The following is a 15,467-nucleotide window of genomic DNA, read 5'->3' as shown; positions in this document are numbered from 1 at the left end:
AGACGTATTTCTCCCTAGATTGCTCAAGTTCAGATAACGGCTGATACCGTCAATAATTACTAGATTACTCGTTCACTATTGAAGTTCAAAGGTGGTAAAATCATTTCTCGTGTTAGGAAGCTCACACCCTTGGCTTCCCTCTCTGTAAACCGTAAAAATGATTTCTTGTCCTTATCGTTACTTTTTCGTTCATGTCTATTTGTTAATTCATTATAGTTATCAACTTTTTAAAAAGCAAGCCTATTTTTACTAACTATTTTCAAGAATTTTTTTTATTATATTTCACAATATCATTATGCAACCGCCACTCAATTTACCTATTTTGTTATTTCTCCAGTTTATAAATCAACGGTTCATATATAAATTCCCCATTCTAAAAACCGTACATATCCGCTCTACAAAACTATATTAATAAAATTTTTAATACAATCTTTTTGTATAACTTTCTTCTAAAGAACGTGCAACATCTTCTTCTGAAGTATTCACTTTCGCATGCTCCAGCAACATTTTTGCTGCTGATGGTAACTCTTTTTTATTTAACCAAGATTCTGGATCCCACATCTTAGAACGAATAAACGCTTTTGCACAATGAATATAACACTCTTCTATTTCAACAACAATTCCAAGCAACGGATTGCGTCCATTCGCCTGCATTTCTTTCAAAATTTCTTCGTCGTTTGTAATATACGCTCGGCCATTTATTCTGAGTGTCTCCCCAAGACCTGGAATAAAAAAGATTAATCCTACACGTGGATTTGAAATAATATTCAAAATGGAGTCTATACGACGATTTCCTGGTCTTTCTGGAATGATAATTTTATTATTATTGAGTACGTATACAAATCCAGGTGCATCTCCTCGCGGCGAGGCGTCACACTCCCCCAACTTATTTCCAGTGGATAATACTAGAAAAGGAGATTTAGAAAGAAAATCTACGCAATGGTGGTCTAATGATGAAATGACTTTTTTCAACGCTCGCTCACTTGGTTGCCCCAATATTTTCCGTAACTCTTCCTCTGTTGAAATAATCGATTTTATTTCCGTACGCTCTATCCCCACTTATAACCACTCCTTTTTCTTTATTTTCCCAAAATCCAATACAAATATTGTATAATAAAATTTGAGGAAAGGGGAATTAAAATGACAGAGTGGTTAACAATATTTGATCCTGAAAGAAATACACTTGGGAAGAAATTACGTGATGAAGTGCATCGTGACGGCGATTGGCACGAAACATTTCATTGCTGGTTTGTAGAAAAAGATAATGAAGATATGTTTTTATATTTCCAATTACGCTCTAAAAATAAAAAAGAAGCTCCATGTATATGGGATATTACTTCAGCTGGACATATTATGCATGATGAAGATGTACAAATTGGTGGTCTTCGTGAAATTGAGGAAGAATTAGGGCTTTCCTTTCAAACTAATGATTTAACATACAAGGGAATCTTTAAAATAGATTATGAAATTTCAAATCTTACTGATCGCGAGTTTTGTCATATGTATTTTCACAACGTCATCAATCCACTTCCATTCGCACCAGGTGAAGAAGTAGACGATGTGATGAAAGTACATGCAACTTCTTTTCTACAACTATTAAAAGGAGAGATTTCATCTTTAACGACTATTTCAGTCTTAAACAATACACCGATTACGATAACATTTGAAGATATTTATCCGTATGATCTTGCATACTATGAATTTGTTATAGAGCAAGGAAAAGAATTATTAAAAAATAATAGTTTATAAATAAAATAGGACTCCTAGCATAATATTGCGTAGAGTCCTATTTTTTATTATTGTTCAAGGATTTTTAATCTACTCTCTACTTGTATAAATAAACGAATCATTAATAACAGCATAACCACTATAATCACTATTATTGTATGTGGATATCTAAACAGTATACTAATAACACTTCCAATTAACATCATGATAAATCCGTTTTGCTTCATCACTTCTGCACTATACCTGTTACCCGCATCCCATAATTCCTTATTTTTCATAGATCGTTTCGTACGATAACCATATGCCGCATTAATATCGGTCGGTGGATTTTTTTGAAGAATAATTGCCGCAAGTATAAAAATAATACCAATCAATATGCTTATTCCTATGTTTACTAGTGCATCAATCAATTATATCCCCCCCTAACTTACACTTTCATTATACGACACAACCCTTATTTTTCCAATTTATAACACATTCACTTTCTTTCTTTTGATGTCTGGAACATACTTGGAAGTGTTACAAAACGTGCCCCTTTCGTTTTTAACTGCGGAATGATTTTGTCTAGTGCATCAACAGATCCTTGTAAATGCCCACCTGGAGTAGAATGCTGCAGTATGACACTACCTGGAAATGAATTCCCTAACACATTATTTGTAATCGTATCGGCACTTACACCTTTCCAATCAACTGTATCAACACTCCACTGTACAATCATAAAATTTTGCTCAGTTGCCCAATTCAATTGATTTTCAAGTATTTCACCATACGGTGGACGTATAAATTTAGGGGCATAGCCGGCTAAACGTTTTAATATTTCTTCCGTTTTTATAATTTGATTACGGTACTCAGCGTCATTTACTTTCGCTAAATTCGGATGACTGTACGTATGATTACCAATTACATGCCCTTCATTTGCAATACGCTTTACTACATTCGGAAATTTTTCTGCGTTTTCACCAAGTAAGAAAAAAGTAGCTTTTACATTATGTTGTTTTAACTTATCTAATATTTTTGGCGTGAATTCTGAATCTGGTCCATCATCAAATGTAAGAGCTACTTCCGCTTTATTATACGGTCCTGAAAATGCGTACGCATATTTTTCAACCCATGTAAATGGTGTCCACGATCCACGATCATCTGCTTTCATTTGTACTTCATAGCTTTGAGGGATATATGCGTATGGCAATGCGCTTATATAATCTCCATAATAAAATGAGTTATATGGCATATAAGCATACGAAACATCTCGTTCTAGTCCCCATTGATATGGAGCAAACATTTCTGGCGAATAAAAATAATACATGATAAAAAACCTCCCTAAATTTTCATATGTGATTCATCTGCACTTTGTTAGAGAAATTGTTATTCATAAACAAAAATAAGACTGTCCTTAATTAGGACAGCCTTACTACTTTATATTATTAATAAATTGATGTACTATCTTTTGGCAAAGCTTTCACATGTTTTAAATAGTTCGTCACTTTATCATCATCTTCTTGCGGATATTGATATTCATACGTGTTAGCGATTTCGTTCGCCACTTCCCTAAATAAATCACTCATGACAAAGAATGACTCCCATATGTTTTCATATTCAGCATTAGAAAATGTCCTTTTAAATTGCTCCCACATATCTTCTTCAATATATTGCTCGAAATGCTTTCCAAACTTCCCTGTATTAACTGTAAAGTCTGTTTTCATACCAATATGCCATTCTAGCATTACGATGAACATATCTCGCACTGGTCCTTCAAGCATTCCTTTTGCATAAGAAAGTTCCTCTCTCCATAACCCTTTTGCCACATTTGTACTACACCACCAAAATTCATTACAGCAATCCAAAAACTCTTTTTCTGTAGGCTTTTTTATTAAGTAATCCTTATCGCTTGCTGGCGGGAATTCTTCCAGACAATTATCTTTATCAAGAAGCAGTTTACTTAAACTATCTTGTCCAACGAACTTTTTTATTAACTCAACTGGAACTAGCGTTAAATCAATCCGATTCCCATCCATGAACTGCATTAAATATGGAAACTTCCCATCTTCATCTGGTTGAACTAACGACATTTCTTCTGGCATTTGTACTATCATTATTTCTCCAAATCTATGAACCCAATTATGATTAGACGTAAAAGATTGTATATCATTTACAACATACATAATATCATAGTCTTGAAAACAATCTCTTTTCACATTTGGATTTACACGCGATCCATTCATGATAACTGCTCGAATTCTTTCATCCTCTTTTGCTATATTTATAATTACGTCTAACATTTCTTTTTCAGTTCTCATCTATTTATATCCTCCAATTTTTTAATATATAATATAGTGTTATGTATATTGGAGGTCCACGAGCTAATCTCGTTATACACGATACATGTTATAATTTTTGAAACTTCTTTTTCATCCCTTGTTCCTCCTTACATCACTCTTTTACAACTGCCATCCCTTTCAATTTCCCAATGCTTTCTACCATTCACTTTTAATTATACCGAAAATTCTGTCTCGAATACAAAAAATAAAGAAAGGACATCTACCCCTTACAGAATAGATATCCCTTCTTTTAAAGTTAAATTTAATTCCTATGGATTAGTAGACCAAAGCCCAGCAGATTTAATAAATGTACGTTTATTTAATTTCAGCTGCGCTACGATAAATTCTGCAATATCTTCTGCTTGCATTACTTTATCAGGGTTTCCATCAGTTAATCCTAAATCTACAGCCATATCAGTTGCTACTGTACTTGGAGTTAAAGCTGTTACACGAATGTTATGTTTGCGAACTTCCATCGCTAACGATTCTGTTAAGCCAAGGACACCAAATTTAGAAGCACTATATGCACTTGTTACAGGTGCACCTTTTTGTCCTGCTGTAGATGAAATGTTAATGATATCACCAGATTGTTGTTCAATCATGCTCGGTAAAGCTGCACGAGTTGCATAGTATACACCCATTAAGTTTACTTGAATGATTTTTTCCCAATCAGCAACGTCTAGTTCTAAAAACTTACCGAATTTAGAAATACCAGCGTTATTAATTAAAATATCGATAGATCCTAAACCATTTTTTAACGTTTCAATCGCAGTTGTTACTTCTTCATATGAAGAAACATCAGCAGTTGCAATAACAGCTTTTACACCTTCTGCTTCTACTTCTTTTGCTACAGCTTTTAAGTTTTCTTCTGAACGAGCTAATAAGCCTACATTTACGCCTTCTTTCGCTAATGCGATTGCTACAGCGCGACCAATCCCTCTACCTGCTCCTGTAATTAAAGCATTTTTACCTTGTAATAATTCTGCCAAGTATAACACTCCTTAATCATCTCAGTTATGTATTATATTAAAATTGTATCTATGTTTATGTAAAAAGGCAATGATGCACTTTCATGTGCGTAGGTTACTTGTAGGTAACTATAGAAAGTTTTTATTTATAAGTTTCATTTTTTTACCATTATTCATGTAAAATAAAAACAAATCCAGCATAGGGGAGTGTATGAGTATGAAAAGCGAAGGAAAAGCTTTTCAATATAATTGCAGTAACGGTAAATGCATTTTTAAAGAGAAATAGTGTTAGAAGGTTCTCCTTCTAACACTATTTCTCTTCATGATTCGGCATACGCACAATAAATTCAGTACCTTTTCCTTCCTCACTCTCCACTTTTATCTCTCCTTGATGAAGGTCGAGTACTTTCTTTACAATAGCTAAACCTAAGCCACTTCCTCCATAGGCACGATTTCGTGAAGAATCCGCTTTATAAAAACGCTCAAAAATATGTTGTTTCTGTTCTTCTGATATACCAATTCCTGAATCACGGATACGCACTTCCACTACTGTCTCATGTTCCTTTAACTGAATAGTAATCGTACCACCGCTTGGAGTAAATTTAATACTATTATGAATTAAATTAATCCACACTTGACTCATACTTTCTTGGTCAGCAATAACATATACTTTTTCTAAATCTAGTTCTAACTCAATTTCTTTTTCAGCCCAGAGTGGTTCACTATTTAACACAATTTGCTTTAATTGTTGATCTAATCGATAGCTCACTCTTTCTGGTGTATACTCTTCTGATTCTAAAAGAGTTAGCTTTAGTAAATTTTGACTTAGTTTAGATAATCTCGTTGTTTCAGTTTCAATAATGGTAAGATAATGCTTTCTTTTTTCCTCAGAAAGATTATCGTCTTGTAGTGCTCTAGCAAATCCTTTTATAGAAGTTAACGGTGACTGTATTTCATGAGAAACATTCGATACAAACTCTTGTCTCATTTTCTCCATCGTATTCAGTTCATCTGTCATATCATTTATACTTTTTACGAGCACGCCAATTTCACCATCATACTTTTCTTCATTTCTTATTTTTACGGAGAAGTCTCCTTTTGCAATTTTTTGTATCGGTTCAATAATAGTCCAAATCATCGCCTCTCGTTTTGGTCTCATTAATATTCCAATCAATGTCCAAATAAGAATAATAAAGACAAAACCGACCATATCACTAATTAGAAAAGCAACAAACGGCGATACGTTTACGTCAAAAGCATTCAATATACTAGTTGCTACATAAAATGCGATAGACCAAATTATAGTAAGAAAAGAAAAGAGCGCTAATACCGCTCCAAATACTTTCAGCATCTTCAACTTACTCATTCGTTTTCTTTTTCTCATTTACTTACCTCTAAGCGATACCCTAATCCTCTTATTGTTTTAATACTAAATTTCGACTGCTCTTCTTGAAACTTCTCACGTAACCGATTAATATGAACGTCTAGTGTACGTTCATTCCCTTCAAAATCATATCCCCATATTTCTTCAATTAATTGCTCTCTCGAACAAGTTCTTCCCGATTTAGACCCTAAAGTAAAGAGCAGCTCAAATTCTTTTAACGGTAATGTAACCGTTTGTTCTCCAGATGTAACTTCGAATGTTTTACGATTTAATAATACATTTCCAACTTGAATCGATTGGGAAACTGTAATTTGGTAACGTTTCAATAATGCCTTTACTCTCACTACTAATTCTATAGGGTCAAATGGTTTTACAAGATAATCATCTGTCCCAAGGTGAAATCCTTTTACTTTTTGTGATGTTTCCCCTTTGGCAGTTAGCATCAGAACCGGGATATCATAGTATTTTCTTAATTCAAAACATACATCAAATCCATCCATATTTGGCATCATGATATCAAGAATAACCATATCGACTTTTACGTCATCCATTTTCTGAAGTGCATCTACTCCATCAATTGCCTCATATGTTTGAAAACCTTCTCGTTCTAAAAATACCGAAACGAGTTCTCTAATGTGTGGATCGTCATCTACTATTAAAATTTTAGGTATCAAAGGAACCATTTCCTTTCTACTTAGCATCTAATATATTTTTTAAAAATGAATCATCAGTGGAGTAAACTTCCCGCTGATGATTCATTTTATAATGCACCCTCTTTAATTTTCAATTGTTGCGTTGCAAACTCACGATACATATCATGCGTCTGTAATAATTCATCATGCGTACCACTACCTGTAAGATTCCCTTTTTCAATAAAGACAATTTTATCTGCATCTACAACAGTAGAAAGTCTATGCGCAATCACTAACGTTGTTCTGCCTTTCATTAAGTTATTTAACGCTTTTTGAACGACAGACTCAGATTTACTATCTAAGCTTGAAGTCGCCTCATCTAGCATAAGAATTTGCGGATTTCGAAGCAACGCTCGGGCAATGGCAATTCGCTGTCTTTGTCCCCCAGAAAGCTTCACACCGCGTTCTCCAACTTCTGTTGCATAACCGTTTGGTAAGTCATGAATAAATGCATCAACATATGCCATTGCTGCTACTTTTTCAATTTCTTCATCTATTACTTCGCCCTCAACGCCGTAACAAATATTATCACGAATCGTTCCATCAATTAACGGACTATCTTGTGATACGTAACCGATTTGACGTCGCCATGACTCTAATGAATAACTCGTAATTAATTCTTTTCCTAATTTAATGGCACCACTAGTTGGCTCATAAAAACGTTCCAGTAATGAGAATAACGTTGTTTTCCCACTACCACTTGGTCCTACAATTGCTGTCACTTTTCCAGATTCAATTGTGAAATCAATATTTTTCAAAACTTGCTCTTCTTCGTTATACTCAAAATGTACATTTTCAAGAACGATCGGTTGCTTAGCATTTGTCACTTTCACACCAGTTTCATGATCTTCTACTTCATATTCTAAAATCGTACTAATTCTTTCCGTTGCACCAATTGCCTTTTGGAATTGTGTAAAGAACATAGATAATTGACTCATTGGCATTACAATTTGAACTAAATACAAAATAAACGCTACAAGTTCACCGGTTGTTAATGCACCGCTAGAAACTCGCATCCCGCCATACCCTACGATAATAACAAGTAGTGCCATTAAAACAAACGACATAACTGGCGAAATTAATGCTTGCACTTTTCCTTCTTTCAAACCAAATTGTAATAACTTTTGTATACCTGTATTACCCGTTTCATATTCTCTCTTTTCTGTATTTGAAGATTTCACTAAACGAATTTCTGATAACACTTGCGTTAACACACTTGTAAAAGATGCAGTTTCATCTTGAAGCGCTTTTGAAATCTTATACATTTTTCGTCCAAGTGGAACTAAAATTAACACAGACAACGGAATAACCGTTAAAAGTAACGCAGTCATTTTCCAATCTAAAACAAATAATACAATTAACGATCCAACAATTGAAATACCACCTGTTAATAAGTTTGACAAATGCTCAGAAATTAACGTTTTCACAACACCTGTATCATTCGTCATACGGCTAATCGTATCACCTGTTCTATTTTGATCGTAATAAGATACCGGCAAGATAAGTACCTTTTTCCACAAACGTTCTCTTAGTCCCGCTACAATCTTCTGCCCAATATAATTTAGTAAATATATAGACAACCCTGCCGCAATAGTTTGCATTACAAAGAAAGCAATTAACCCAACAATTTGTCCTACACTAATTGAAGAAAGCGAAAAATTATCTACTAATCCTTTTGTCAGCATAGGAATAAATAAACTCGCTCCCGTAGAAAGCAAACTCATTAACAACGCAAAAACTAAAATTCCTTTCGGAGGATTTGTATCTTGAATAAGGCGTAAAAACTGCCTCCAACTCCCTTTTTTCTTTATTTCATTTCTAACTTCCATTCCTGTTCATCTCCTCATGTTAAACAAAACTGTTCTTTCTAAAATTAGAATACGATACAAATGTAAACTGAATGTAAACACACTTTTTCTATTTTTACAAAATATACATAAAAACTCATCTTTACAACAGATATAAACATCTGATATTATTACCTGGTACTTAATATTATTCTATGTAAATTATAGATAAATAATTTAAAACACGATATAAATCTCCAGTTAGTGAAAGGAGTATCCTTTTTGCAAACAAATATACATTCTGAAAAGGAAACAATTATTTTTATTCATGGATTAGTTGGCAATCGTCGTGCCTTCAAAAAAGAGCAAAAACGATTTTCTGCCTCCTACAACATTATAACTTATGACTTATTAGGTCACGGTGATGATAAAGGAGAAGCAATCGACTTTTCATTACAGCGCCTCGTAGATCAATTATTAAACTTATATGAACAAGAAGGTATTAAAAAAGCACATATTTGTGCGCTAAGTTACGGCTGTTACATCTCTACAATTTTTGCACAAATGCATCCAGAAAAAGTATTAAGTATTTGTCATATTGGAGGACATTACAATAACCCTTCTCGTTTATATAATGTATTTCAAAATTTTTGGGAGAAGCGAGGAGATGAATACTCTAAATGGCTCTCTCAATACGCAAATACTATTTTTCCAAGCGGTATATTAAAAGCAAATCCGTTCGCAGTCATTTCAAGAAATATTTACTACCGTTTCGGATTACAATTACATTCATCCATAATTGCCCAGTCATTACGACATCGGTTAGAATTCGATTTAAAATCTAAATTAAAATCACTTCCTCACCCTATACTATGGGTAATGGGAGAGCATGATCATCTCTATAAATCTTGTCTATTTGATTTGAAATCTATTTTGCCTAACGTTCTATATAAGGAAATACCGTTAGCGGGACATGCAGCGAACTTATTTCGTCCTAACTATTTCCATGACTTATATGATCGATTTTTAAATGGAAAGTTAAAATAAAAACTATTAAACTTCCAATTTATTCAACTATAAAAAGGCTTCCCAAGTTTCCTTGGAAAGCCTTTTCTCTATACGAAAAGTATATAAAACTACTTTTTCTTAGTATGCTTTTGTGTAACCTAATAGGTGCTTGCTCCAGTAAGAGTTACTTACAGAACTAATACGTACACCAGTTGCATCTGTTTCTGCACTAATGAACTGACCGTTTCCTAAGTAAACACCCATGTGAGAAGGACCTGATTTATAAGTATTTTGGAAGTATACTAAATCACCTGGTTGTGGATTGCTAGTTTTTGTTTTAGAGCTCCAGTATCCAGCAACTGTTTGACGAGCGCCTTTATGACCAGTTTGATTTAATACGTAGTGAATGAATCCACTGCAGTCAAAACCAGCAGGTGTTGTACCAGCAGTTCTGTATGGTGAACCATTTAAAGATCTAGCGAATCCAGCGATTGAAGATGTATCTCCACCTGTTGTTGGTTTTTGTACGTCTTTACCTGGTTGTTGAACGTTATTTGTAACATTATTGTTGTTTGTAACGTTGTTTACTCCGCCTTTTACAAACTTAACGAAGTCTGCACTTACGTAACCTGTGCGGCCGTTATGGTTAATTTTGTACCAACCATTTTCAGCACCAGTAACGTTTAATACTTTACCATTTGTTACTCCACCGATTACAGCGTTGTATGTAGCTGGGCCTGTACGTACTTTTAAAGCACCAGTGTTAACAACATAAGAACCACCAGTTTGAACTGTTGTAGTATTGTTGTTTGTAGTTGGTTGTTGTGTTTCGTTAGATACAGCAGAACCACCTTTTGTTACGAAGTCTTTGCTTACGTATCCAGTTCCACCATTGAAGTTGATTTTAAACCAATCTTGTACTTCACCTACAACTTGTACTGTTTTACCTTTGTTTACAGAACCTAATACTGTATGAGATGTACTTGGGCCTGTACGTACGTTAAGTGAAGAAACGTTTACTGTGTAAGTACCTGTTCCTTGTTGAACAGTCGTTCCTGTTTTGCCACCAGTCGTTACGAAGTCACCACTTACATAACCTGTTTGACCATTTACGTTTACTTTGAACCAACCATTTTCTTGTCCAACTACTTGTAGCACTTGGCCTGATTTTACTTTAGAAATAACGTTATGTCCTGTACCAGCACCTGAACGAACATTTAATACATCAGCAGTTACTGTGTATTTTAATTCAGAAGTTGTTTCTACAGTTTTTGTTTCAGTTACAGTCGTTTGAGTTTGAGTTTGAGTTTGAGTTTGTCCATTAATTTCTTTTAGCGCTTCATTTGAAACTTGTGCATGAGCAGAATCCATTCCTGGAACTGCAACGCCAGCTACAGAAGCTGCTGCTAAACCTGCAATTACTTTTTTCATAAGTTGTCTTTACTTCCTTTCCCTACTATCCTCTTAAAAAAAACTAAAACTTTAATACTTTACAATATTATCAAAGTAAAATATTCATCCAGTTCCATTTTTTAGCAAGAGTTTTATTTTTCACACAGAGTTCATTTTAAATGAACAAAGTGAAATCCGTGTGAACTTCATGTGAACTTTATCATTAAACACAATGTTTTTGCAATGGTTTTTTCAAATTTCTTATATATCGCATGAAAATTCGACATTCTATTTAATATTTTAATATAAAATATCCCTTTTCTATCTATTATAAAAAATTCTATTAACCTAATATAAACTCAAGTATGTATTTCCTTATAAAGCTCCTTACATGAAGTATACTTTCATCATGACAAAAATCACTCTATTTATCAATAGTATAATATTTTTAGAAAACTAAATTTCTATACTATCTACAATTTTGAAATAATTTGACGAATTGTAAGATTTATTTCACAAAAGCCATTTCTCCTTTAAAGAAAACACACACTATATCAACTGTTCTCTTTTTCTTATAATGGAATTTATAGGATATTTATAGTATTATATACATATCTTAATAAACAAGAATTTTAGCGAATTGATTAAAGTTTCATTCCCTTATAAAATGAAACTTTAATCAGGAAGGGTTTTATACATCCTCCGCTAATTATTAACCCTCACCACTCGGGCTGCCCATTAATGCGGAGTTTTATTGGAATAAAAAGAGGAGGCATATTTGTGAGAAATATAATAGATGATCCAATACAAAAAAACATAGAGCTATACTATGCTTTTATTCAATTCGTTTCAATGATAACATTACAAAAAGTATCAGCTATTGAAACACGTAAAAATGAATTAAAAAATCAGATGAAAAATGCCGGACAAAAAAACCCTTATTACGTATAAAAAAAGGTGAACAGGTTATATTCCTGTTCACCTTTTATCAAATTATTTTATTTATAAATTTTCACACGGTTTTCTAACGGTTGGAATTCTTTTTCACCAGCATGTACTACCGGTTTACCAAATGGCATTTGCGCAGTGAGTTTCCAATTTGCTGGAACATCCCACTCTTTTCTCACTTTTTCATCAATTAGTGGATTGTAATGCTGTAACGTAGCACCAAACCCTTCAATTTCTAAAGCTGTCCAAATTGCAAATTGTAACATTCCTGATGATTGCTGAGACCAAGTTGGGAAATTATCTTTATATAATGCAAAGTTTGCTTGAAGGCTTTCCACTACTTCACTGTCTTCAAAATATAAAACCGTTCCATAACCACTTTTAAATGCATTCATTTTTTCTTCAGTAGGTGCAAAGTTATTTTCAGGTACAATTTTTCGTAACGTTTCTTTCGTAATATCCCATAATTTATCATGTTGTTCTCCTAATAAAACAACAACGCGAGCACTTTGAGAATTAAAAGCTGAAGGTGTATGTTTTACAGCATGATAAATCACTTCTTGAATTTTCTCATCAGAAACTACTTGCTCTTTACTAATTGCATAAATAGATCTTCTGTCTTCAATTGCTGAGTAAAAATCTTTTGCCATCATAATTCCCTCCAATTTTCAATTGAGGCTATTTCATATGTATATATCATATTACGCCCCTCAAACTTATTATTAATAAGCTTATAACTTTATAATATCACAGCAACAAATAAACTCAAATGATAACACTTGTATTTAGAAGCTTTTTCCTTTTTAAAATAAAAATAAAAAGACTGTTTGTTGTTATCTAAAATTAGTAACAACAAACAGTCTTACTTATGTAGCGATCTAGATTCGTATTTTACTTACTTAATTAACTAATCCAAATGCATACGACATTAACTTATTTGTCTCTGTAAAACGTTTTGTTTTACTTGATGTCCCCATGACCACTGTAATAATTCGATTATCACCTTGCTTTGCAGTCCCAGTAAAACAGTATCCTGCACTATCTGTAAATCCAGTCTTTAGTCCGTCCATTCCTTCTATATATAAACTTTTATTATTTTTATTTAACATGTCGTTTGTGCTTATAACATTAATATTATTAAATGCTAGCTGACTTTGGCGTAAGTGAGTCACTTCTAATATTTCCGGATAATCTTTTATAAGATGATATGCCAATTGCGCTACATCAGCAGCCGTCATTTTTGTTTCACTTCCATCTGGCTCTTGTAATCCAGAAGCATTTGCAAATTTAGCATGTTCCGACATTTTTAACTGTTTCGCTTTTGCATCCATAAGCTGAACGAAATCTTTCTCCGATTTTGCCATATGTTCTGCTAAAGCCACAGCTGAATTATTAGCTGACTCAATCATTAATGCATGATATAAATCTTTAACAGTTAATGTATCATTAACTTGTACTGGGATTCTCGCTCCCTCTGTTTGTGCCGCCTTCGCACTCATTTTTACTGGATCTTCCCAGCGAACTTTCCCGTTATGTATACTCTCTAGTAAGAGATACGCTGTCATCATCTTAGACATACTAGCCGGTGCAAAAGCTTCATTTTCATTATATTGATAAATAATATCTCCATCACTCGCATCGATAATCATAGCTGCTTTTGCGTTAATTTCTGGTGGGATGTACTTTGGCGGGACTACTTTTTCAGTAAATCCTGCTTTAGGTAGTTCTGCCACTTGCAAAGGTTGTCCCTCTACATTCGCTATGCTCTTTTGATTTCCTTGGAATAAGAACCAACATATCCCTAAAATAATGACTAATAGGACTGTCATCCTTCCCCATTTTAACCGATTCATTTCAAAACTCCTTTAGCAAACCTTTTATACACTCACATTTAACCTTATCAACAATTCCTTTATACAGTCAAGGTAAAAGGTATATTTATTCATAGTACAGCAATGATTATTTTAATTTATTTATGTTAAACTTACAATATTGAAACGTAAGAATATTTAATAATAAAATCTCGTAAATAAAGCGAAACTTTAATCAGCCCCACCAATCAGGCTACCCGTCAAATAGCGAGATAAACTATTTAATAGAAGGGATTCATACAAATGCTACTTCCAAAATCATTAAAATACGGAGACACAGTTGGGATTTACTCCCCTTCTTCACCAGTAACCTACACTTCACCAAAGAGATTTGAACGAGCAAAATCTTACTTACAACAGAAAGGGTTTCATATATTAGAAGGTTCATTAACAGGTCGATATGATTTTTATCGTTCTGGTAGTATACAAGAGCGTGCTGAGGAGCTAAATGTCTTAATAAGAAATCCTAATATTTCTTGTATTATGTCAACAATTGGTGGGATGAATTCAAATTCAATATTACCTTATATTGATTATGATGCTTTTCTAAAGAACCCTAAAATAATGATTGGGTATTCAGATGCAACTGCTTTATTACTAGCAATTTACACCAAAACAGGAATCCCTACATTTTATGGACCAGCTCTCGTCCCTTCCTTTGGCGAATTTGAACCTTTTGTTGATTGCACATACAAATATTTCGCTGAAACTTTACTACATGATCATTCTCTTCCTTATCATATAAAACAACCATTATTTTGGTCAGATGAATTTATTAATTGGGAAGAAAAGACAAAGGAGAAAGAACTTCGACCAAACGATTGGATTTCAGTAATTGATGGAAAAGCTACTGGGCGTATTATTGGCGGGAATTTAAACACGATACAAGGAATTTGGGGTAGCCCCTATATGCCACATATTCAAGAAGGCGACATTCTCTTCATTGAGGACAGTTCAAAAGATGCAGCTACTATTGAAAGAAGCTTTTCATTACTTAAAATTAACGGTGTATTCGATAAAATTTCAGGTATCATTCTTGGAAAACATGAGCAATTTGATGATTGTGGTACAAATCGAAAACCTTTTGAAATACTACTAGAAGTACTTCAAAATCAAAGAATTCCTTTTCTAGCTGACTTCGATTGTTGTCATACACATCCAATGATTACCATGCCTATCGGTGTTCAAGTAGAGTTGGATGCAACAAATAAAACGATACATATTGTAGAACCTTGGAAAAAATGAATGCATAGCTTCTATTGTTTTACAATAAAAGCCATGATACTATATAATTTGAAATGTGAAAGATTAAACAAAATATGTTCCAATATCTAACACTAGAAAAATTAGGTATAAATATATATTTATATG

At 33.5% G+C, this 15,467-nt stretch carries 15 protein-coding genes and 1 other annotated feature (1 of these 16 cut by a window edge); of the genes, 4 read left to right on the top strand and 11 right to left on the bottom strand.

The annotated features are described in order from the left end of the window. Nucleotides 1-187: a binding site (T-box leader), on the bottom strand; it reaches 45 nt to the left of the window's first position. A 233-nt stretch (nucleotides 188-420) separates the two neighbouring features. Further along, nucleotides 421-1,059, bottom strand: coding sequence for a pyridoxamine 5'-phosphate oxidase family protein (locus V7S45_RS09350; protein ID WP_000510728.1), 639 nt, complete (start codon nucleotides 1,057-1,059; stop codon nucleotides 421-423). 81 nt (nucleotides 1,060-1,140) lie between these two features. Here V7S45_RS09350 and V7S45_RS09345 point away from each other — a divergent pair, with 81 nt between their 5' ends. Beyond that, nucleotides 1,141-1,749: an NUDIX domain-containing protein gene (locus V7S45_RS09345; protein WP_000141352.1), complete on the top strand. Its 609-nt coding sequence runs from the start codon at nucleotides 1,141-1,143 to the stop codon at nucleotides 1,747-1,749. A gap of 47 nt (nucleotides 1,750-1,796) precedes the next feature. Here the strand turns inward: V7S45_RS09345 and V7S45_RS09340 are convergent, their stop codons facing one another. The 7 genes from V7S45_RS09340 to V7S45_RS09310 all read right to left on the bottom strand — a co-directional run bounded on the left by V7S45_RS09340 (nucleotide 1,797) and on the right by V7S45_RS09310 (nucleotide 8,919). After that, on the bottom strand, nucleotides 1,797-2,135 hold the full coding sequence (locus tag V7S45_RS09340; protein ID WP_025687792.1) for an SdpI family protein: 339 nt from the start codon (nucleotides 2,133-2,135) through the stop codon (nucleotides 1,797-1,799). 71 nt (nucleotides 2,136-2,206) lie between these two features. Then, nucleotides 2,207-3,034 (bottom strand): peptidoglycan-N-acetylglucosamine deacetylase, encoded by an 828-nt coding sequence (locus tag V7S45_RS09335; protein WP_000291203.1) that lies wholly within the window; start codon nucleotides 3,032-3,034, stop codon nucleotides 2,207-2,209. A 118-nt stretch (nucleotides 3,035-3,152) separates the two neighbouring features. Then, a complete protein-coding gene (locus tag V7S45_RS09330) occupies nucleotides 3,153-4,025 on the bottom strand; it encodes an aminoglycoside 6-adenylyltransferase (protein WP_025687791.1) in 873 nt (290 codons plus the stop codon). A 290-nt stretch (nucleotides 4,026-4,315) separates the two neighbouring features. Beyond that, entirely contained in the window at nucleotides 4,316-5,035 is a 720-nt protein-coding gene (locus V7S45_RS09325; RefSeq protein WP_000818985.1) for a 3-ketoacyl-ACP reductase, read from the bottom strand. Nucleotides 5,036-5,324: 289 nt separating this feature from the next. Further along, the gene (hitS, locus tag V7S45_RS09320) at nucleotides 5,325-6,398 is read right to left on the bottom strand and encodes an envelope stress sensor histidine kinase HitS (protein WP_001231621.1); all 1,074 of its coding nucleotides are present in this window, start codon (nucleotides 6,396-6,398) and stop codon (nucleotides 5,325-5,327) included. After that, nucleotides 6,395-7,072: an envelope stress response regulator transcription factor HitR gene (gene hitR / locus V7S45_RS09315; protein WP_000612414.1), complete on the bottom strand. Its 678-nt coding sequence runs from the start codon at nucleotides 7,070-7,072 to the stop codon at nucleotides 6,395-6,397. The genes hitS and hitR overlap by 4 nt, the downstream gene beginning before the upstream one ends. A gap of 86 nt (nucleotides 7,073-7,158) precedes the next feature. Then, nucleotides 7,159-8,919 carry an ABC transporter transmembrane domain-containing protein gene (locus V7S45_RS09310; protein WP_025687790.1) on the bottom strand — a complete coding sequence of 587 codons (1,761 nt, stop codon included), beginning with the start codon at nucleotides 8,917-8,919 and terminating at the stop codon, nucleotides 7,159-7,161. Between the two features lie 240 nt (nucleotides 8,920-9,159). Between V7S45_RS09310 and V7S45_RS09305 the strand changes: the two genes are divergently transcribed. Beyond that, nucleotides 9,160-9,924: an alpha/beta hydrolase gene (locus tag V7S45_RS09305; RefSeq protein WP_001194306.1), complete on the top strand. Its 765-nt coding sequence runs from the start codon at nucleotides 9,160-9,162 to the stop codon at nucleotides 9,922-9,924. A gap of 99 nt (nucleotides 9,925-10,023) precedes the next feature. Here the strand turns inward: V7S45_RS09305 and entFM are convergent, their stop codons facing one another. Then, on the bottom strand, nucleotides 10,024-11,316 hold the full coding sequence (entFM, locus tag V7S45_RS09300) for an enterotoxin EntFM (protein ID WP_000755498.1): 1,293 nt from the start codon (nucleotides 11,314-11,316) through the stop codon (nucleotides 10,024-10,026). A gap of 741 nt (nucleotides 11,317-12,057) precedes the next feature. Between entFM and V7S45_RS09295 the strand changes: the two genes are divergently transcribed. Then, nucleotides 12,058-12,228: a hypothetical protein gene (locus V7S45_RS09295; RefSeq protein WP_001244279.1), complete on the top strand. Its 171-nt coding sequence runs from the start codon at nucleotides 12,058-12,060 to the stop codon at nucleotides 12,226-12,228. A gap of 47 nt (nucleotides 12,229-12,275) precedes the next feature. On the opposite strand, the gene V7S45_RS09290 is transcribed toward V7S45_RS09295, so the two are convergent. Together V7S45_RS09290 and V7S45_RS09285 are read right to left on the bottom strand one after the other, a co-directional pair. Next, a complete protein-coding gene (locus V7S45_RS09290) occupies nucleotides 12,276-12,878 on the bottom strand; it encodes a nitroreductase family protein (protein ID WP_025687201.1) in 603 nt (200 codons plus the stop codon). 246 nt (nucleotides 12,879-13,124) lie between these two features. Further along, the gene (locus tag V7S45_RS09285; RefSeq protein ID WP_001080870.1) at nucleotides 13,125-14,078 is read right to left on the bottom strand and encodes a D-alanyl-D-alanine carboxypeptidase family protein; all 954 of its coding nucleotides are present in this window, start codon (nucleotides 14,076-14,078) and stop codon (nucleotides 13,125-13,127) included. A 261-nt stretch (nucleotides 14,079-14,339) separates the two neighbouring features. Between V7S45_RS09285 and V7S45_RS09280 the strand changes: the two genes are divergently transcribed. After that, nucleotides 14,340-15,341, top strand: coding sequence for a S66 peptidase family protein (locus tag V7S45_RS09280; RefSeq protein ID WP_000926333.1), 1,002 nt, complete (start codon nucleotides 14,340-14,342; stop codon nucleotides 15,339-15,341). The last annotated feature ends 126 nt before the right edge of the window (nucleotides 15,342-15,467 follow it).

It is taken from the genome of Bacillus sp. BR3(2024), assembly GCF_039134555.1.
In the GTDB taxonomy this organism is placed as follows: domain Bacteria; phylum Bacillota; class Bacilli; order Bacillales; family Bacillaceae_G; genus Bacillus_A; species Bacillus_A cereus.
The sequence above is the reverse complement of the archived record's forward strand: the minus strand, read 5'-3'. Positions and strand labels throughout refer to the sequence as shown.

Coding starts and splice junctions, on each gene's coding strand:
- V7S45_RS09345 (WP_000141352.1), top strand. CDS start 1,141: ATGACAGAGTGGTTAACAATATTTGATCCTGAAAGAAATACACTTGGG.
- V7S45_RS09335 (WP_000291203.1), bottom strand. CDS start 3,034: ATGTATTATTTTTATTCGCCAGAAATGTTTGCTCCATATCAATGGGGA.
- V7S45_RS09330 (WP_025687791.1), bottom strand. CDS start 4,025: ATGAGAACTGAAAAAGAAATGTTAGACGTAATTATAAATATAGCAAAA.
- hitS (WP_001231621.1), bottom strand. CDS start 6,398: ATGAGAAAAAGAAAACGAATGAGTAAGTTGAAGATGCTGAAAGTATTT.
- V7S45_RS09310 (WP_025687790.1), bottom strand. CDS start 8,919: ATGGAAGTTAGAAATGAAATAAAGAAAAAAGGGAGTTGGAGGCAGTTT.
- entFM (WP_000755498.1), bottom strand. CDS start 11,316: ATGAAAAAAGTAATTGCAGGTTTAGCAGCAGCTTCTGTAGCTGGCGTT.
- V7S45_RS09290 (WP_025687201.1), bottom strand. CDS start 12,878: ATGATGGCAAAAGATTTTTACTCAGCAATTGAAGACAGAAGATCTATT.
- V7S45_RS09285 (WP_001080870.1), bottom strand. CDS start 14,078: ATGAATCGGTTAAAATGGGGAAGGATGACAGTCCTATTAGTCATTATT.
- V7S45_RS09280 (WP_000926333.1), top strand. CDS start 14,340: ATGCTACTTCCAAAATCATTAAAATACGGAGACACAGTTGGGATTTAC.